Genomic DNA, 17,249 nt, shown 5'->3' with positions numbered 1-17,249 from the left:
GCTCATTGCGTGTCTTGCGCGCGCTTGACCAGGTCCTTGAGCTTGGCATCGGTGATGAACTTGTCATACACCGGCTTCATCGCGGCCTGGAAGGGCTTCTTGTCGACGTCGATGAACTCCGCGCCGCCGGCCTTGGCGATGTCGTAGGACTTGGTTTCGCGCTCGGCCCAGAGCTTGCGCATGTAGGGCACCGACTCTTTCGCGGCCTGGCGGATCTGGGTCTGCTCCTCGGCCGAGAGGCGGTCCCAGGCGCGCTTGGAAAACAGCAGGATCTCCGGCGCCATCGAATGCTCGGTGCGGCTGTAGAACTTGGCGACCTCGAAGGCGCGCGAGCTTTCGTAGGTGGGGTAGTTGTTCTCGGCGGCGTCGATCAGGTTGGTCTTGAGGCCGGTGTAGACCTCGCCCTGCGGCATGGGCGTGGCGTTGGCGCCCATGGCCTCCATGGTGCTCACCCACAGGTCCGACTGCTGCACCCGCACCTTCAGGCCCTTCATGTCGGCGAGGCTTCGCACCGGCTTGCGGGCGGTGAACACCGAGCGCGAGCCGCTGTCGTAGAAGGCCAGGCCGACGAAGCCCTGCTTCTCGCAGGCCTTCAGAATCTCCTCGCCGACCGGACCGTCGAGCACCTTGTGCAGATGGTCGACCGAGCGGAACAGGAAGGGCATGGTCGGCACGAGTGTTTCGGGGCAGATGTTGTTCATCGCGCCCACGTTCACCCGCACCATCTGCAGCGCGCCGATCTTGGCCTGCTCGATGGTGTCCTTCTCGCCGCCGAGCGCGCTGTTGTTGTAGACCCGCACCGTGTGCTTGCCGCCGGAAATTGCCTTGAGCCGCTCACCCATGAACTTGACCGCCTCGACGGTCGGGTAGTTGTCGGGATGGATGTCGGCCGAGCGGAATTCGGTGGCCGACGCGACCAGCGGTGCGGCCAGCGCGGCGGCCAGTGTGGTCAGTGCCAGGAGGGTGGTACGCAGCTTCATGTTCTTTGTCTCTTTGCTTGTGCTTGGAAAAAGGTGTGCGGGCGGTGACGGCAGCCGGAATCAGCCGTTGAAGACCGGCTCCGGCAAGCCCTGCACGCCGGGGCGCAGCGCGAACACGCCGCCGGCCAGGGGCTGGTCGGACAGGTCGCCGTCGGGGCGGATCGAGGTGACGAAAAGGGTGTCCAGACCGGCGCCGCCGAAGGCGCACATGGCGGGCTTCTTCACCGGCACGGCGAGCGAGCGGTCGAGCCGGCCGTCGGGCGTGAAGCGGTGCACCAGGCCGGCGTCGTTGCCGCAGATCCAGTAGCAGCCGTCCACGTCGATCGCCGCACCGTCGGGTCGGCCGGGCAGGTCGCGCATGTCGACGAAGAGCCGGCGGCCGGACGGCGTGCCACTGGCCGTGTCGTAGTCGAAGGCCCAGACCGACTGCACCTGCGGATGCGAGTCCGACAGGTACATGGTGCGGCCGTCCGGGCTGAAGGCCAGGCCGTTGGGCACGATGAAGCCGGCGAGGCGGGAGGGCAGGGCGGTGTCGTCGCCATCGAAGCGGTAGCAGGCGCCGGCGGGCACGGCGGCGGCCATGTCCAAGCACATGGTGCCGGCCCAGAAACGGCCCTGGCGGTCGCAGCGGCCATCGTTGAAGCGCATGTCGGGGCGCGCATGGTTGACGCGGGCCAGGGGGCGCGCGATGGCTGGCGCGTGCTCGCCCAGCATCAGTTCGAAAACGCCGGTTTCCATGCCGGCGATCCAGCGGCCCGGTGTGGCGGTGGCGGCGACGCAGGCGGGCATCTGGTCGGTGCGCCAGGTGCGGTGGCCGTCGGCGGGTGACCAGCGGTGCAGTGCGCGGCCGGGGATGTCGACCCAGTACAACGCCTGCTCGTCGGCGCGCCAGACCGGGCTTTCGCCGGTGCCGTTGCGTGCGTCCACGATGAGTTCGGCGGTGCTGCCCACGATGTCAGTCTCCAAACGGTCCCTGGGCGGTGAAGCCGCCGCCTTGGTAGAGGGCGTTCGGGTCGGTCGACGCCACCGGGGGCTGGGCCTCGACCTTGTCGCGGAAGATTTCCGAGCTGTCCTGCGGCGTCCAGCCGAGCCTGGCCGCAGCGTGGTTGTCCCACCAGACGTCGCGGTTGGCGGATGCGCCGTACACCACCAGATGGCCGACGTTCCGCGTGTACAGCGCGCGGTCGATCAGCCGGGTCAGGTCGTCGTAGCTGAGCCAGGTGCTCATCATTCGGCGGTTGGCGGGCTCGGGAAACGAGGAGCCGATGCGGATGCTCACTGTCTCGATGCCGTGCCGGTCGAAATAGAACTGCGCCATGTCCTCGCCGAAAGACTTGGACAGGCCGTAGTAGCCGTCCGGCCGGCGCAGGGCCGAGGCGTCGAGCCGCTCGGTCTGGCGGTAGAAGCCGATGACGTGGTTGGAGCTGGCGAACACCACCCGCCGCACGCCGTGCCGGCGCGCGGCCTCGTAGACGTTGAACAGGCCCTTGATGTTGGCTTCGAGGATCTCCTCGAAAGGCCGCTCCACCGAAACGCCCCCCAGGTGCACGATGGCGTCGCAGCCCTCGACCAGCCGATGCACGGCCGCCTTGTCGGCCAGGTCGCAGGGCATGACTTCTTCGTGCGGACCGCGCGGCGCGCCGAGGGGCGCGATGTCCGATACCCGCAGCGTGGCCGCCATCGGCACCAGCCGTTCGCGCAAAACGCGGCCGAGGCCGCCGGCCGCGCCGGTCAGCAGCAGGCGTTGCAAACGGGGCGCCGAAGCATCAAGTGGTGTGGCGGTCGAGTTCAAGGTAAACGTTTAACTTCGTTGGAGACAAAACGCCCGAAGGCGATGACGCGAATGCTCCTGCAGAGCGAAGCCGTCGTCAATCACCCGGAGCTAATCGTTTACCCGGCCTGGCCGCGCAGCCGTGGATTCGCGCACCACGATGCGGCTCGGCAGCGTGTGGTCTTCGGTGCTCGTGGGCGTGCCCTGGATAACGCCGACCAGCTTGCGCATGGCCAGCTCGCCGGTGGCCTCGCCCATCATGTCGACGCTGGTCAGCGCCGGGTTCGACAGCCGGCCATAGGCGATGTTGTCGAAGCCGGCGATCGAGAGCTGCTCCGGCACCCGGATGCCGAGCGAGCGCGCCTCGAGCAGCAGGCCGAGCGCCAGCAGATCGTTGTAGGCGACGACGGCGTCGTCCATTTCCTCCGACAGCAGCACGGTGGAGGCCAGGCGCTCGCCTTCCTCGGTCGACGGCGCGGCGGCGTCGACGATGCGCAGCCGGGCATCGGCCACGCCTTCGAAGGCCTTGGCCAGGCCCTGTGCGCGTTCCTCGCTCCAGCGCGCGCCGGAAAAACCCAGGTAGCAGAGGCGGCGGTGGCCCAACTCGCGCAGGTGGCGGCCGAGCATCAGGCCGGCGGTGTGGTTGTCGCAGCCCACGCACTGGCCGCTCGGCAGGGCGGCCGGGCGGCCGTAGAACACCACCGGGATGCCGCTGGTCTGCAGCGCGTCGATCACCGGCGCCGGCAACCGCGCGCTGACGACCAGGCCGTCGACCCGCCGCATCAGCGACTGCAGCAGGCCGAGTTCGGGCGAGGTGCTTTCGGCCGCGTCCGCGATGATCAGGTTGAGGCCGGCGCCGGCCGCCACCCGCGAGGCGCCCTTGACCAGGCTGGTGAAGTGCGGGTTGCGGATGTCCAGGATGATGATGCCGACGTTGCCGGTCTGGCCGGTGATCATGCCGCGCGCCATCGGGTTGAGCGAGTAGCCGAGCCGCTCCACCGCCTGCGCGATGCGGGCCTCGACCTCGGCGGTGAAACGCTGGTTGCCGTTGACGAACTTGGAGACGGTGGCAGTGGACACGCCCGCCGCCTCGGCCACGTCGCGGAGGGTGGCGGCGCGTTTGCGGGGTGCGGTCATGGGCGGATCGAGCGGATGGTCATCCCTCGCGTTTTATCACCCGTGGCGCCATCGGGTTTCAAGACCTTCGGTGACAACTCGGCACACGCCTTCGCCTAACATCGACACCCGCTTTGCATAACCCGATGTCGACCCGTCTTTCCCTCGTCCTGCTGATCGTGCTGGTGCTCTGGACCGCCCTGGTCGGCACCGACCAGCGATTCACCGAGTCGCTGCACGCGGACGAGCAGACCATCGCCAGCACCCGTGAAGACGAGACCCGGCTGGGTCGCGGCGACGGCAACGGCTCCATGGACGACCACGTGCTCGACGACCAGCCGACACAGGTGCACATGGGCGCCGCCCTCGACGCCGGCCTGCTCACCGACGCACTGGCCGTGCCGCCGGCCTGCGTGCTCTGGGCGGCCTATGTCGCCGCCCCGGCCGAACGCATGCGGGCACCTCCCTACCTCGAAGGCATCCAGCGCCCGCCATCGATCGCCTGAGTGATCTTTGCGCGCCTCCAGCGCGCAGGTCGATGGCGCCTCACCACTGGGCACCGACACGTCTTCGCTTCCGCCCGCCGGCAGCGGACAGCGGCGTCGGCCGCCGCGCGACGGTGTGGCGTCGTCGGTTCACCGATGCATCCGGCGACCTCGTCCTGCGCGCGAGTGCGCCGGTGCCGAGCGATTTCGACCCATGGCCACCATTCAGAGTGTTCTGACGAACACCAGCAGACAAGACCTCCGCACCGATCCCTTTCCCTACCTCGTCGTCGAGAACTGCCTGCCGCCCGCGCTGTATGCCGAGCTGGCGGCGGCCTATCCGAGCGACGACAGCATCCTCGACCTCAACGCCGCGAGGCGGGGCGGCCGGGTGCGGCAGAACCAGCGCAACAACGTCAGCGCCCACCAGGCCATCGGGCGCGGCACGGTCGCCGACGTGTGGGAGGAGTTCGTGCGCTTTCACACCTCGCCCGCGTTCTATGCCGACGTGATGCGGGTGTTCGGCGACAGCATCCGGCAAAGCTATCCCGCCCTGGAAAAACGCCTGGGCGGCCCGCTGGAAGGGCTCGCCACCGGCGTGCGCTTCGATGCGGCCAGCGACACCGGTGCGATCTCGCTGGACTGCCAGATCGCGATCAACACCTCGGTGCAGCGGTTCAGCAGTGTGCGCGGAGTGCATGCCGACGCGCCGCAGGAGCTGTTCGCGATGCTGCTGTACTTTCGCCGGCCGGAAGACGACTCCACCGGTGGCGATCTGGAGATCTGGCGCTGGAAGCCCGGTCGCTGGCCCCGCTTCATCGGCAACGAGGCCGACGAGTCGGCGGCCGAATTCGTCGCCACCATTGCCTACCAGCCCAACACCCTGGTCGCGTTCGTCAATTCGGAATACGCGCTGCACGCCATCTCGAACCGCTCGGTGACACCGCACAGCCGGCGGCTGGTGAACCTCATCGGCGAGGTGTACCGGCCGATGCCGGAAGGGCTGTTCGTCAAACGGCAGAAACCGATGGCGCGGCTGTTGCGCTTTCAGCGCTCGATGCGCCACAAGCTCGGGCTGGTCAACGACCTGGGGCATCACCAGCGCTGACACCGGCAGACCGGGGGCGGGCGGCTCCTACATGCGGACATCCTCTGATCGGGCAGCCGGCCAGGGGTCGGTGAGGCGAAGCTCCAGGTTTTCCGCCAACCCATTCGAATTGCCATGGAACCCACCACCCACCAGTTCTACGAACTCTTCGAACAGCTCGGCCTGCCTTCCGACGAAGCGTCGATCGAGGCTTTCATCGACGCGAACACGCCCCTGCCCGAGGGTGTGACCATGCCCGAGGCGCCGTTCTGGACGGAAAACCAGCGGCGCTTTTTGCGCGAGGCCGTCGGCGCCGATGCCGACTGGGCGATGCAGGTCGACCAGTTGAACGTGGCGCTGAAGGGCTGAGCCCGCCTTAGAGCAACTCGAACGCGGCCATGGCGACCAGTGTCGGTACGGCCGCGCCGAGCAGCAGGCCCCCGGCGCCCACCGATCCGTCTGCAAAGCCCCGCTTGAGCAACGACACGCCGGCAGGGTTGGGCGCGTTGGCGATCACGGTCAAGCCGCCGCCGCTCACCGCGCCGGCCACCAGGCTGTATTTGGCTTCGTCGGAGATGCCTGCGATCAGTGATCCCAGATAGGTCAGCGCCGCGTTGTCGGTGATGGCGGTGAGCGCCGTCGCGCCGAAATACAGCGCCCGCGCCGACATGCCCGACACCACCGGCTGCAGCCACCACTGCTGCAATCCGCCCAGCACCACCAGGCCGGCCAGGAAAAAACCGACCAGCAGGGCCTCCTTGATGATGGGCGGGCTCTGGTGGCGGTCGTATGCCTGCGTGAAGCCGAGAAACATCAGGAACACGGCGAGAAAGGCCACGGGATGATGGGCGAGCATCACCACCGCGGCGAGGAAGCCGAAGTGCACCACCGTGACCTGGGCTGGAATGCGGCTGGCTGTTTCGGGCGTGCCGGCGGTTTCGGCGCTGGAGGTGGAGGCCGGGGCGTTCAGCAGGTGCGGACGCAGGAACCAGGCGGCAATCGTGGCGTTGATCAGCACTGCTGTCGCCGCCTTCCAGCCGAAGTGCGCCAGCATGAAGGCCGAGTCCCAGGACCAGGCGGCGGCCACCATCAGCACCGGCGGCGCGGCAAAGGAGGTCAGTGTGCCGCCGATCGATACGTTGACGAACAGCACGCCCAGCGCCAGGTACTTCACCCGTTCGGGCACCTCGGGCCGGAACACCTGCGGCGCGAGCATGAGCGCGGCGATGGTCATGGCCGCCGGCTCGGTGACGAGGGAGCCGAGCAGCGGCACGGCGGCCAGCCCCAGCCAGGCGCTGGCCAGGGCGGTGCGAACCGGCAACCGGTGCGCCACGGCAGCTATGCCGCCCAGCACCGCCTGAAGAATCGGCCGCGACGCGGCGATCACCATCACCACGAAGACGAACAAAGGCTCGGTGTAATGGCGTGATTCGGCGTAGTCGAGCGCAGCCGAAGAGCCGGCGATGCCGGCCATGGCCAGCACCAGCACCATGGCCCAGAAGCCGAACACGACCTCGACCTCGCCGAGAAGGTGAAACAGGCCGGAATGGGCGGGAAAGCGGTGCGCCAGCCGCTCGAACTGGCTGGCCGCGAAGGTGTGGAGCAGTGCGACCGCGAAGATGACGGCGGCGACGATTTCGATCAGGTGCTTGGTGTCGGTCATGGTGGCGTGGTGAAGCCGCGTGGCGGCCCGACCAGCGCTGAAACCTGCCGCCCGGAACCTGTCCGGACGACACCCAGCCGACGATCTTAGCGGGTCGTGCCTTCTGCGGGCCTCGTCAGACAGGCTGAGCGGCTGGCGGATCGAATGCCCGGATCGGCGGCAGCTCGCCGTCGTAGCGTTCCACCTGCACGGTGGTGAGCTGGCCGCAGCAGCCTTGCGCCAGCGACGAGGTGCCGATGTCGCGGGTCAGCACGTTGGGGTTGCCGTGGGCGCAGATCGGCCGGCCCTGGTCGTCGATGGCCGGGTCGTACCAGGCGCCGGTCGGCAGCTGCATGGTGTCCTGGCGCACGCCGTCGGACAGCGTGGCGCTGGCCAGGCAGGCGCCGAGCTCGTTGAAGATGCGCACGATGTCGCCTTCTGCGATGCCGCGCGCCGCCGCCGTGGCCGGATGCAGCGTGCAGACCTCGCGCCCGCGCCGCTTGCTGGCCAGGCTGTGATCGCCGTAGTCGAGCTGGCTGTGCAGCTTGGTGTGCGGTTGGTTGGCCACCAGCCAGAGCGGATAGGTGGCGTCGGGCGCGTACTGCGGCGCGATCCACGCCGGATGGCCGGGGCAGTCGGCATAGCCGAAGCCGGCGACCACGGAAGAGCTGATCTGGATCTTGCCGCTGGGCGTGGGCAGCGGGTTGTCCACCGGGTCGTCGCGCAGCGCGCGCAGGATGCCGCCGTCGTCGGGTTTCTGCGGCAGCATGAGTTCGCCGCGCTGCCAGAAGGTGTCGAAGTCGGGTGCGTCCAGGCCCATCGCCGCGAGCGCGTCGCGGGTGCGGCCGTAGAGATGCTGCAGCCACTGGCGGGCGTCGCGGCCTTCGCTGAAGGCGTCGAGGCTGCCCAGTCGGCGGGAGAGGTCGCAGAAGATGTCGTAGTCGTCGCGTGCCAGGCCGTGCGGCTCGGCGATGCGGTGCATGGCGACCATCATCGGATCGGTGGGCGTGGCGCCGATGTCCTCGCGCTCCAGGCTCATGGTGCAGGGCAGCACGATGTCGGCGTGGCGCGCGGTGGCGGTCCAGGCGATCTCGTGCACGACGAAGGTGTCGAGCGTGCGGAAAGCGTCGGCCAGGCGGTGCAGGTCCTGGTGATGGTGGAACGGGTTGCCGCCGGCCCAGTAGGCCAGTCGGATGTGCGGATAGGCGCGGCGCACGCCGTTGTAGTCGAAGGGCTGGCCGGGGTTGAGCAGCATGTCGCTGATGCGCGCCACCGGAATGAATTCCTTCACGCCGTTGGTGCCCTGCGGCAACGCGGCGGCCGGCACCGCGTTGGCCCGCTTGCCGTAGTGGGCGAGCGTGCCCAGCGCGTAGTTGTAGCCGCCGCCGGGCAGGCCGATCTGGCCGAGGGCGGCCGCCAGCACGCAGCCCATCCACACCGGTTGCTCGCCGTGTTCGGAGCGCTGCAGCGAATGCGACACCGTCACCAGTACCCGCTTGCCCGGCAGCGAGCGTGCCAGGTCGAGCAGGGTCTGCTCGGGCAGGCCGCAGATGGCCGAGGCCCAGGCGCAGGTCTTGGGCACGCCGTCGGTGCGGCCCATGAGGTAGTCCTCGAAGGTGGCCCAGCCGTCGGTGTAGCGGGCGATGAAGTCGCGGTCGTGCAGGTTCTCCGCAACCAGCGTGTGGACCAGGCCGAGCATCATCGCGGTGTCGGTGCCCGGCACCGGCGCCAGCCACTCGAAGCGGGCTTCGTCGGGGAGGTCGCTGCGCAGCGGGCTGATCGACACGAAACGGCAGCCGCGTGCGGCCGCCGCGGCCATGGAGTCGCGCTCCACGTGCCGGCTGATGCCGCCCGAGGCCACGCGCGAGTTCTTGAGCGCCATGCCGCCGAAGGACAGCACTATCTCGCTGTGCGCCACGATCTGTTCCCAGGTCACGTTGCGCCGCGCCACCTCTTCCATGCTGCCGATGAAGTGCGGCAGGATCGGCCCGGACGCGCCCGCGCTGTAGCTGTTGACCGAGCGCACGTAGCCGCCGAGCGCGGTGTTGAGAAAGCGATGCACCTGGCTCTGCGCATGGTGAAACCGCCCCGCGCTCGACCAGCCGTAGGAGCCGCCGAATACCGCCTGCGCCCCGTGCGCGTCCTTCACCCGCGTCAGCTCGGCGGCCAGCAGATCGAGCACCTCGCCCCACGGCATGGCCACGTAGTCGTCGGACCCGCGCGCAGCATCCGGCCCCGGCCCGCGCTCCAGCCAGCCCCGGCGCACCATCGGCGTGGTGACCCGCACCGGGTGGTGGATGGCCGAGGGAAAGTTGTCGATCAGCGGATTGGGATCCGGATCGTCCGGATGCGGCCGCACCTGCAGCTTGCCGTCCGCCCAGCCGGCGGAAAAAACGCCCCAGTGGGCGCTGTGGGGATGCAGAACGGTAGCAGCGGGTTCGGACATGGCAGGTCAGTTCAGATCGTTAAAAAGCATGGCCACCTCAAAAGGAGGCCGCCGCGATGCGCCGCCGACTGCCCGCGAGGCGAGGCGGCGAGGCTACGCCGAGCCAGCCAGCCGCCCCCGGTGAGGGGGTGGGCGAAGACACGAAGTGCGTAGCCTTGGGGGAGAGCCCCCTATTCAGCCTTCAAGCCGCCGCGATCGACCGCGCGCTTGTAGTTCGCGATGTCCTTCACGATGAAATCCTTGAAGGCATCGCCCTGCAGCGAAGCCTCGTGTGCGCCGTCGGCCCGGTAGACCTGCAGCACCGACTGCTGCTTGAGCGATGCCTGCACCGCACGCGACAGCGTGTCGATCACGTCCCGGGGCGTGCCGGCCGGCGCCGCCAGGCCATACCACTGGGTCATCACCACGTCGATGCCGGACTCCTTGAGCGTGGGCACGTTCGGCAGCGCCTCGACCCGCTTGCCGCTGCTCACCGCCAGCAGCCGCAGCTTGCCGCCGTTGATCTGCCCCATCAGCGGGCCATAGGGCGCGAAGAAGCTGTCGACCTGCCCGCCGATCAGGTCGGTGATGGCCGGACCGGAGCCCTTGTAGGGCACGTGCAGCACGTTGAGATCGGCGTCCTGCTTCACCATCTCCATCACGATCTGCGCCGCGCCGCCGGTACCGGTGGAGGCATAGCTCAGCTTGCCGCCCTTGGCTGCCTTGACGAAATCTTTCGCGGTCTTGATCGGCGAGGTGCCGCTGACCATCAGGCCGAAGGGCGTCTCGACCAGCAGGCTGATCGGCACGAAGTCCTCGGGCACCTTGTAGGGCATGGCAGCCGGCTTGATGGCCGGCGAGCTCGCCATGTTGCCGCTCATCGCCAGGATGAGCGTGTAGCCGTCGGGCTTGGCGCGCGCCACCGTCTCGGCGGCGATGTTGCCGCCGGCGCCGGGCTTGTTGTCGACGATGACCGGATGGTTGAGCTGCCGCGCCAGTTCGTTGGCGATGGTGCGGCCATACAGGTCGCCACCGCCGCCCGGCGGAAAGCCGATCACCAGCCGGATCGGTTGATCGGGATAGGCCGCGTGCGCGAAGCCCGCAGCGCCGGCCAGCACTGCAGCGGCCGCGACGATGCGCCCGGCCTTGGCAAAGAATTCTCGTTTGGACATGGACGTCTCCCTCAAGGGCGATCGATTAATAAAAAACACCAAATGAACCAGATGCCGCCCCACCGCGCCGGAGGCCGCGCGAAGCGCGCCGACCCCCTCAAAGGCGAGGCAGCGAGGCTCCGCCGAGCCAGCCCGCCGCCCCCTGCAAGGGGGTAGGCGAAGACACAGGGTGCGTAGCCTGGGGGTCAGCCAAAGCCTTCACGAAGTGCGTAGCCTGGGGGTCAGCCGATCCTTGCTTTTGGCTGGGCGCTGTACTCGCTCCAAGAACCCGGATACAGCGCCGCACCCTTCAGACCGGCGACTTCCATCGCCAGCAGGTTGTGGCAGGCGGTGACGCCCGATCCGCACTGGTTGACCAGCTCGCTCGCGGGCTTGCCGCCGGTGATCGCATCGAATTCCTGGCGCAGCTGCGCGGCCGGCTTGAACTTGCCGTCGGCGCCCAGGTTGTCCTTGAACAGCCGGTTCTTTGCGCCCGGAATGTGGCCGCCGATCTTGTCCATGGTTTCGTTCTCGCCACGAAAACGGTCCGGCGCGCGCGCATCGAGCACCAGCTTCTGCTGCGTGTCGATGTTGGCGTCGATGTCGGCGTAGTTCATGGTGGTCACCAGCGAGGCGCGCTGGCTGAAATTGCCCGCAGGCAGCGCGGCCGGCGTGTCGGTGGACAGCGGCTGGCCGGCGGCTTTCCAGGCGGCGACGCCGCCGTCGAGCACGGCCGCGTCGGCGTGGCCGGCCCAGCGCAGCATCCACCACAGGCGCGCCGCGTACATGCCGCCGGCGTTGTCGTAGGCGACGACCTGATCGTCGTTGCCGACGCCGAGCGCGGCGATGCGGCGTACGAATTCGGCCACGGTGGGCAGCGGATGGCGGCCGTTCAGGCCGGTCTTCTCGGCGCTCAGCACATGGTCGAGGTGCAGGTAGCGGGCGCCGGGCAGGTGGCCGGCGTCGTAGGCCTGCTGGCCGGCGTTCGGGTTGGTCAGCTCGAAGCTGCAGTCGAAGACGACGGGCGGCTTCGGAGCCTTCAGGGCGGTAGCGAGTTCGTCGACGGAGATCAGGGTCTGGTAGGTCATGTCGGGTCCGTTGGTGCGATGAGGGGTGTTCAGGGCGAGATTTCCTTCAGCAGCGCCGGCGTGATCGCGCGCCGGTAGCGCGCGATGTCGTCGACGATGAAGCGGCGGAAGGCTTCGCCGGTGAGGTCGTGCTCGACGGCGGCGTCCTTGCGGATCGCGTCGCGCACCTCGGCCGTGGCCAGGGCGCGAGAGAGATGCTCCTGCAGCGTACGCAGCACCGGCTCGGGCGTGCCGGCCGGGGCGACCAGGCCGTACCACTGCGTTACCGGCACGTTCACGCCCAGTTCCTTGAAGGTGGGCACGTCGGGGATCGCGGGGCTGCGCTTGTCGCCGGTGATCGCCAGCAGCCGCAACTGGCCCTGGCGCACCTGGCCAACCAATGGCGAGGCGGTGGCGAAGAAGGTGTCGACCTGGCCGCCGAGCATGTCGGTGATGGCCGGGCCGGAGCCCTTGTAGGGCACGTGCAGCATGTCGATGCCGGCGGCCTGCTTGACCATCTCCATGCCCATGTGCGCGGCCGCGCCGGTGCCGGTGGAGGCGAAGGTCAGGCGCTGCGTTTTCGCGGCGTCGAGCACCTCGCGGGCGCTGCGAAAGCGCGAGTTGTGCGCCACGAAGAGGCCGTGCGGCGCTTCGAGGATCAGGCCGATCGGCGCGAAGTCGTCGGGCACCTGGTAGGGCAGGGCCTGCGGCCGGGTGGCGGGCGCTACGGCCAGGTTGCCGCTCATCGCCAGCAGGATGGTGTAGCCGTCGGGGCGCGCCTTGGCGACGAGGTCGGCGGCGATGTTGCCGCCGGCGCCGGCCCGGTTGTCGACCACGACCGACTGGCCCAGCGTCTTGCCCAGGGCCTGCGCGATCAGGCGGCCGTAGAGGTCGCCGCCGCCGCCGGGCGGAAAGCCCACGACCAGCTTGATCGGCTGCTCGGGATAGCCGGCGGCGAAAGCCGTGCCCAGGGGGCCGGCCAGCGCGGTGATGGCCAGCGCCAGGGCGGCGCAGCGACGGTTGATCGGCATGGCGCGGGTCTCCTGTTTTTTATCGTGAGGGGCGCGGTCGGCGCTCAGGCCAGCCAGGTCGCCTGGGCGACCACGCGGTCGACCGAGGCGCCGCATTCGCCCAGGTAGCCGGCGGGGTCGGTGAGGTCGCGGATCTCGTCGTCGGTGAGCAGCTTGCCCAGGCCGGTGTGCTGGCGCATGGCATCGGCGAAAGTCAGCTTGGCGGTGATGCCATGCATCGAGGCTTCGTAGATCCACTCGTGGGCGGTCTGCTTGCCCAGGCGCGCGGAGAGCTCCAGCATGACGCGTTCGCTCAGCAGGTAGCCGCGCATCTTGTCGAGGTTAGCGGCCATGACGTCGGCATTGACCTTGAGGCCGGCCAGCAGGTTCTTGGCCTGGAACAGCATGGCGCCGGCGATCATGCAGCACTCGGGCAGGGCCTTCCATTCCATCTTCCAGGCGATGCCGTCGCGCTCGCTTTCCTGCACCATGCCCTCGACCATCATCGCGGCGTTGTAGCGCAGCGGACGCGACAGGCCGGCGAGGTTCTCGGCGGAGGTCGGGTTGCGCTTGTGCGGCATGGTGGACGAGCCCAGCTTGCCGTCGGAGAAGCCTTCCTCGACTTCGCCGAATTCGTTGCGCTGCATGTTGAAGAGCTCGTTGCCGATCTTCGACAGCGTGGAGCCGATCATGGCCAGCAGGTTGGCGTATTCGGTGAAGCGGTCGCGTGCCGGCGCCCAGCTGATGGCCGGGGTGCCCAGGCCGAGCTTGTCGAGCATCAGGCGTTCGAGCTTCGCGGCCTGCGGGCCGAGCGATGCCTGGCTGCCGACGGCGCCGGCCAGCATGCCGACCAGCACGCGGGGCGCGGCCTGCAGCAGGCGTTCGTGGTGGCGGCCGAGCTCGTCGAGCCACAGCGCGCACTTGTGGCCGAAGGTGATCGGCAGCGCCTGCACGCCGTGGGTGCGACCGGCCATGATGGTGTCGCGGTGGGCGACCGCCAGGCGGGCGAGTTCCTTTCCAACGGCCTTCATGTCGCGCAGCACGACGGCGTGGAAGTCCTTCAGTTGCAGGGCCACGCCGGTATCGACCACGTCCTGGGTGGTGGCGCCGTAGTGCACCCACTCGCCGTTTTCCTTGGAGCATTGCGCCTGCAGCTGCTTGAGCACGGGCACCAGCGAATGCTTGATGCGGCGGATCTCGGCGGACATGGCGGTGATGTCGATGTCGCCGACCTGACTGTGCGCGGCGATGTCGTCGGCAGCGGCCTTGGGGATGATGCCGAGCTCGGCCTGCGCGGCGGCCAGGGCGGCCTCGAAGTCGAGCCATTTCTGGATGCGGGCCTCCTCGCCGAAGATGGCGCGGAGTTCGTCGGTGCCCCAGAGATGCTGGAGCGACTGCATGTCGAATACGGAAACGGGCATGGGATTCAGGAGTTCGTTGGTGTGTGGCGGGGAGGTCGCCAGGCCATGAAAGACCTGGAAAAAACCTCCGCGCAAGGGGGCGGCGAGGCCCGCGGAAAACCGCCTGCAGACAAGCTGGGTCGATGCTAGCGCGGGTGAAAAAGCGTTCGGCTATGTCGTTATTCGGCTCCGTTTTGATCCATTTCAATGAATGAAATGTGTTTTAATCAACGAAACTATGAAGATCACCCCCCAGCCTGTCAAGGCGAGCAACCCGAGGAAGGCGAAGGCCGTGACGGCCCTGGCCCGGGTGGTAGCGCCATCCGAGCCTTCGAACGTGCCGCCTGCCGGTGTGCTGGAGCGCGGCATCGCGGTGCTGCAGTGCTTCCGCGAGGACCGGCTGCGGCTGTCCCTGCGCGAGCTCGCCGCCATCAGCGGGCTCGACAAAGCCACGTTGCTGCGCCTGCTGGGTGTGCTGATCCGCGCCAACATGGTCTATCGGTTCGAGAGCGGCGTGTATTCGCTGGGGCCGGCCACGCTGCACATGGGCATGCTCTACCGCGCCAGCTTCGACCTCGCCACGCGGTTGCAGCCGGTGCTGCACGCGGTGATGCGCCAGACCGGCGAGACGGTCGCCTTCTATGTGCGTAGCGGCGACGAGCGGGTCTGCCTGTACCGCGAGAACACCTTGAAGGAGTTGCGGCACCACGTCGAGCCCGGCACGCGGCTGCCGCTGGCCGCCGGTGGCGCCTCGGCGCACGTGCTGCTGCATTTCACCGGCGGTGCCACGCCGCTGGCCTCGCAGATCGTGGACCAGGGTTATGTCATCACCCGGGGCGAGCGGGTGCCGGAAATGGCGTCCATCGCCTTGCCGGTGTTCGAGGGCGACGGCAGTTTCATGGGGGCGCTGGTGGTGATCGGGCTGGCGTCGCGGCACCCGGTGGTCGATCAGCTCAAGGGCGTGGCCACCGCACGGCAGCAACTGGCCGCGCAGGGCTTCGCCGCGGAGCCACCGGCGGCGTGGCGATCACGGGCGGCGGCTGCCTGAGTGCGGTCCCGGCGGCGATTGTTTCGCGGGCTTCTAAAATCGCCCGCAGCATGTCTCCACCCGAACCTCCCCGTTTTCGCCGCGCCGCGCCCGCCACTCCGATCGCGGGCGGCGACGAGCCGATACGCCTGAACAAACGCATGGCCGAGCAAGGCATCTGCTCGCGCCGCGAGGCCGACGACTGGATCGAGCGCGGCTGGGTGCGGGTGAACGGCCAGCCGGCGGTGATGGGGCAGAAGGTCGCGCCTGCCGACAAGGTAACCGTCGACCGCCGTGCCGAAGACGCGCAACAACAGCGCGTGACCATCCTGCTGCACAAGCCGATGGGCTTCGTCAGCGGCCAGGCCGAGGACGGCCATGAGCCGGCGGTGGTGCTGGTGCAGCCGCAGGCGCGCTGGCGCGAGGACCGGTCTCCGCACAAGTTTTCGCCGCAGCAGTTGCGCGGTCTGGCGCCGGCAGGGCGGCTCGACATCGACTCGGTCGGCTTGCTGGTGCTCACCCAGGACGGTCGCGTGGCGCGCCAGCTCATCGGCGAGGACTCCGGCATCGAGAAGGAATACCTGGTGCGGGTGACCTATGGCGACGAAGACCGCGACGTGCAGTCGGTGTTTCCGCGCGAAGGGCTGGCGCGGCTGCGGCACGGCCTGTCGCTTGACGGCCAGGCGCTCAAGCACGCACAGGTCGACTGGCAGAACCCGGAGCAACTGCGCTTCGTGCTGCGCGAAGGCAAGAAGCGGCAGATCCGCCGCATGTGCGAACAGGTCGGGCTGCACGTGGTGGGCTTGAAGCGCATCCGCATCGGTCGGGTGGTGCTGGGCAACCTGCCCGTCGGCCAGTGGCGCTACCTGGCGCTCAACGAAACGTTTTGAACCGCGCTGCCGAACGGCGCCGGAAGATCCATTCCCGGGCGGCTGCCGAGAAAGCCGCCACCACCGAAGCACTGCGCCTGCACACGCTCGCGCGCCTGCGGCTGACCGCTTCCGAGATGGGCGTGATGGCGGTGGCCGGTTCGGCCGTCGTGCTGCTGGCGCGGCTGCTGCTGCCGGCGCCCGAATACGTCTGGCTGCGGGTGCTGCTGCTGCCGCTGACCGCGCTGTTCGGCTACGCGGTCACCCGCGCCACGACGGTACGGCAGTACGGCATGGCGTGCCTTGCGACCATCGCCACGGTCAGCCTCAATGCTTACCTGGGCGTGCTGGGCACCGACCGCCCGTTGATGAATTTTTTGCCGGCGGCGCTGGTGGTCATGCTGTCGACCAGCTTCTTCTGGATCACCCTGGCGCAATGGATCGGCGGGGCGCTGGTCTCCTACGCCTTGTTCGTGCCGCTGATGCTGTTCGACGCGGCCAGCCGCGCCGACACGGTGTTCGCGCTGCTGTACGCCCTGCCCGGGCTGGCGGTGGGCTTGGTGAGCCACCAGCGCATCCAGGATTTTCAGCGCCGCGCCTTCGAGCAGGAATGCCGGCTGGCCGAGCTGGCGGTGACCGACCCGCTCACCGGAGCCCGCAGCCGGCGCGATTTTCTGCAGCAGGCCGAAGAGGCTGCCGCGCGGGCGCAGGCCAGCGGTGCGCCGCTGGTGCTGCTCTACCTGGACATCGACCACTTCAAGCGCCTGAACGACCGCCACGGCCATGCCGCCGGCGACGAGGTGTTGCGCGCTGTGGGTGGCGTGCTCCAGCGCATGCTGCGCCACCACGACGTGTTCGGCCGACTGGGCGGTGAAGAGTTCTGCGTGCTGCTGCCCGACCACGACGAGCAGCAGGCGCTGGCGGTTTCCGGGCGACTGCGGGCCCTGCTGGCCGAGGTGCCGCGCCCCGATCGGCGTTTGACGGTGTCGGCCGGCATCGCGCGGCTGCGCGACGACGAGACCGTGGCCGAGGCGCTGAACCGCGCCGACCTCGCCATGCTCGAGGCCAAGCAGGGCGGCCGCGACCGGGTGTTGATGGCCGCCTGAAGCCGAGGCCTTGGGGGCCGAGGCTTGAAGGGGCCAAAATGCGCCCCATATCGCCGCAGTGCGGCGCCCCGGGAGGGGGTGCAGCCCTCATCCGAACCATCCATCAACTCCAA

16 protein-coding genes are annotated in these 17,249 nt (G+C 68.7%); 6 read left to right on the top strand and 10 right to left on the bottom strand.

Features of this window, described 5'->3' with window-relative positions:
- Positions 1–2 precede the first annotated feature (2 nt).
- From R9X41_RS20630 to R9X41_RS20615, 4 genes are all read right to left on the bottom strand, one after another.
- Complete coding sequence (locus R9X41_RS20630) at positions 3–980, bottom strand: TRAP transporter substrate-binding protein (protein ID WP_318632313.1); 978 nt, start codon at positions 978–980, stop codon at positions 3–5.
- Positions 981–1,040: 60 nt separating this feature from the next.
- Complete coding sequence (locus tag R9X41_RS20625) at positions 1,041–1,931, bottom strand: SMP-30/gluconolactonase/LRE family protein (protein ID WP_318632312.1); 891 nt, start codon at positions 1,929–1,931, stop codon at positions 1,041–1,043.
- Positions 1,932–1,935: 4 nt separating this feature from the next.
- A complete protein-coding gene (locus tag R9X41_RS20620) occupies positions 1,936–2,730 on the bottom strand; it encodes an NAD-dependent epimerase/dehydratase family protein (protein WP_318632311.1) in 795 nt (264 codons plus the stop codon).
- 132 nt (positions 2,731–2,862) lie between these two features.
- Entirely contained in the window at positions 2,863–3,888 is a 1,026-nt protein-coding gene (locus R9X41_RS20615; protein WP_318632310.1) for a LacI family DNA-binding transcriptional regulator, read from the bottom strand.
- 125 nt (positions 3,889–4,013) lie between these two features.
- Between R9X41_RS20615 and R9X41_RS20610 the strand changes: the two genes are divergently transcribed.
- The 3 genes from R9X41_RS20610 to R9X41_RS20600 all read left to right on the top strand — a co-directional run bounded on the left by R9X41_RS20610 (position 4,014) and on the right by R9X41_RS20600 (position 5,808).
- A complete protein-coding gene (locus R9X41_RS20610) occupies positions 4,014–4,373 on the top strand; it encodes a hypothetical protein (RefSeq protein ID WP_318632309.1) in 360 nt (119 codons plus the stop codon).
- A 193-nt stretch (positions 4,374–4,566) separates the two neighbouring features.
- Positions 4,567–5,460 (top strand): hypothetical protein, encoded by an 894-nt coding sequence (locus R9X41_RS20605; protein ID WP_318632308.1) that lies wholly within the window; start codon positions 4,567–4,569, stop codon positions 5,458–5,460.
- A 114-nt stretch (positions 5,461–5,574) separates the two neighbouring features.
- Positions 5,575–5,808 (top strand): DUF2789 domain-containing protein, encoded by a 234-nt coding sequence (locus R9X41_RS20600; protein WP_318632307.1) that lies wholly within the window; start codon positions 5,575–5,577, stop codon positions 5,806–5,808.
- A 7-nt stretch (positions 5,809–5,815) separates the two neighbouring features.
- On the opposite strand, the gene R9X41_RS20595 is transcribed toward R9X41_RS20600, so the two are convergent.
- The 6 genes from R9X41_RS20595 to purB form a co-directional block, all read right to left on the bottom strand.
- Entirely contained in the window at positions 5,816–7,102 is a 1,287-nt protein-coding gene (locus R9X41_RS20595; protein ID WP_318632306.1) for a putative Na+/H+ antiporter, read from the bottom strand.
- A gap of 115 nt (positions 7,103–7,217) precedes the next feature.
- Positions 7,218–9,527 carry a molybdopterin guanine dinucleotide-containing S/N-oxide reductase gene (locus R9X41_RS20590; protein WP_318632305.1) on the bottom strand — a complete coding sequence of 770 codons (2,310 nt, stop codon included), beginning with the start codon at positions 9,525–9,527 and terminating at the stop codon, positions 7,218–7,220.
- A 170-nt stretch (positions 9,528–9,697) separates the two neighbouring features.
- A complete protein-coding gene (locus R9X41_RS20585) occupies positions 9,698–10,678 on the bottom strand; it encodes a Bug family tripartite tricarboxylate transporter substrate binding protein (protein WP_318632304.1) in 981 nt (326 codons plus the stop codon).
- Positions 10,679–10,899: 221 nt separating this feature from the next.
- Complete coding sequence (locus tag R9X41_RS20580) at positions 10,900–11,745, bottom strand: sulfurtransferase (protein ID WP_318632303.1); 846 nt, start codon at positions 11,743–11,745, stop codon at positions 10,900–10,902.
- A 29-nt stretch (positions 11,746–11,774) separates the two neighbouring features.
- Complete coding sequence (locus tag R9X41_RS20575) at positions 11,775–12,755, bottom strand: Bug family tripartite tricarboxylate transporter substrate binding protein (RefSeq protein ID WP_318632302.1); 981 nt, start codon at positions 12,753–12,755, stop codon at positions 11,775–11,777.
- Between the two features lie 44 nt (positions 12,756–12,799).
- Complete coding sequence (purB, locus tag R9X41_RS20570) at positions 12,800–14,155, bottom strand: adenylosuccinate lyase (protein ID WP_318632301.1); 1,356 nt, start codon at positions 14,153–14,155, stop codon at positions 12,800–12,802.
- Between the two features lie 217 nt (positions 14,156–14,372).
- Here purB and R9X41_RS20565 point away from each other — a divergent pair, with 217 nt between their 5' ends.
- The 3 genes from R9X41_RS20565 to R9X41_RS20555 are packed head-to-tail and all read left to right on the top strand — an operon-like array spanning position 14,373 to position 17,136.
- Complete coding sequence (locus R9X41_RS20565; RefSeq protein WP_318632300.1) at positions 14,373–15,182, top strand: IclR family transcriptional regulator; 810 nt, start codon at positions 14,373–14,375, stop codon at positions 15,180–15,182.
- 50 nt (positions 15,183–15,232) lie between these two features.
- Complete coding sequence (locus tag R9X41_RS20560; RefSeq protein ID WP_318632299.1) at positions 15,233–16,051, top strand: pseudouridine synthase; 819 nt, start codon at positions 15,233–15,235, stop codon at positions 16,049–16,051.
- Positions 16,048–17,136, top strand: coding sequence for a GGDEF domain-containing protein (locus R9X41_RS20555; protein WP_318632298.1), 1,089 nt, complete (start codon positions 16,048–16,050; stop codon positions 17,134–17,136). The genes R9X41_RS20560 and R9X41_RS20555 overlap by 4 nt, the downstream gene beginning before the upstream one ends.
- Positions 17,137–17,249 lie beyond the last annotated feature (113 nt).

Source organism: Xylophilus sp. GOD-11R (genome assembly GCF_033546935.1).
Lineage (GTDB): Bacteria > Pseudomonadota > Gammaproteobacteria > Burkholderiales > Burkholderiaceae_C > Xylophilus.
This window is presented reverse-complemented; position numbering and strand designations above follow the sequence as displayed.

Excerpts from the sequence above, each read along its gene's own strand:
- R9X41_RS20630 (WP_318632313.1), bottom strand. The coding sequence starts at position 980 with ATGAAGCTGCGTACCACCCTCCTGGCACTGACCACACTGGCCGCCGCG.
- R9X41_RS20615 (WP_318632310.1), bottom strand. The coding sequence starts at position 3,888 with ATGACCGCACCCCGCAAACGCGCCGCCACCCTCCGCGACGTGGCCGAG.
- R9X41_RS20610 (WP_318632309.1), top strand. The coding sequence starts at position 4,014 with ATGTCGACCCGTCTTTCCCTCGTCCTGCTGATCGTGCTGGTGCTCTGG.
- R9X41_RS20605 (WP_318632308.1), top strand. The coding sequence starts at position 4,567 with ATGGCCACCATTCAGAGTGTTCTGACGAACACCAGCAGACAAGACCTC.
- R9X41_RS20600 (WP_318632307.1), top strand. The coding sequence starts at position 5,575 with ATGGAACCCACCACCCACCAGTTCTACGAACTCTTCGAACAGCTCGGC.
- R9X41_RS20595 (WP_318632306.1), bottom strand. The coding sequence starts at position 7,102 with ATGACCGACACCAAGCACCTGATCGAAATCGTCGCCGCCGTCATCTTC.
- R9X41_RS20590 (WP_318632305.1), bottom strand. The coding sequence starts at position 9,527 with ATGTCCGAACCCGCTGCTACCGTTCTGCATCCCCACAGCGCCCACTGG.
- R9X41_RS20585 (WP_318632304.1), bottom strand. The coding sequence starts at position 10,678 with ATGTCCAAACGAGAATTCTTTGCCAAGGCCGGGCGCATCGTCGCGGCC.
- R9X41_RS20580 (WP_318632303.1), bottom strand. The coding sequence starts at position 11,745 with ATGACCTACCAGACCCTGATCTCCGTCGACGAACTCGCTACCGCCCTG.
- R9X41_RS20575 (WP_318632302.1), bottom strand. The coding sequence starts at position 12,755 with ATGCCGATCAACCGTCGCTGCGCCGCCCTGGCGCTGGCCATCACCGCG.
- purB (WP_318632301.1), bottom strand. The coding sequence starts at position 14,155 with ATGCCCGTTTCCGTATTCGACATGCAGTCGCTCCAGCATCTCTGGGGC.
- R9X41_RS20565 (WP_318632300.1), top strand. The coding sequence starts at position 14,373 with ATGAAGATCACCCCCCAGCCTGTCAAGGCGAGCAACCCGAGGAAGGCG.
- R9X41_RS20560 (WP_318632299.1), top strand. The coding sequence starts at position 15,233 with ATGTCTCCACCCGAACCTCCCCGTTTTCGCCGCGCCGCGCCCGCCACT.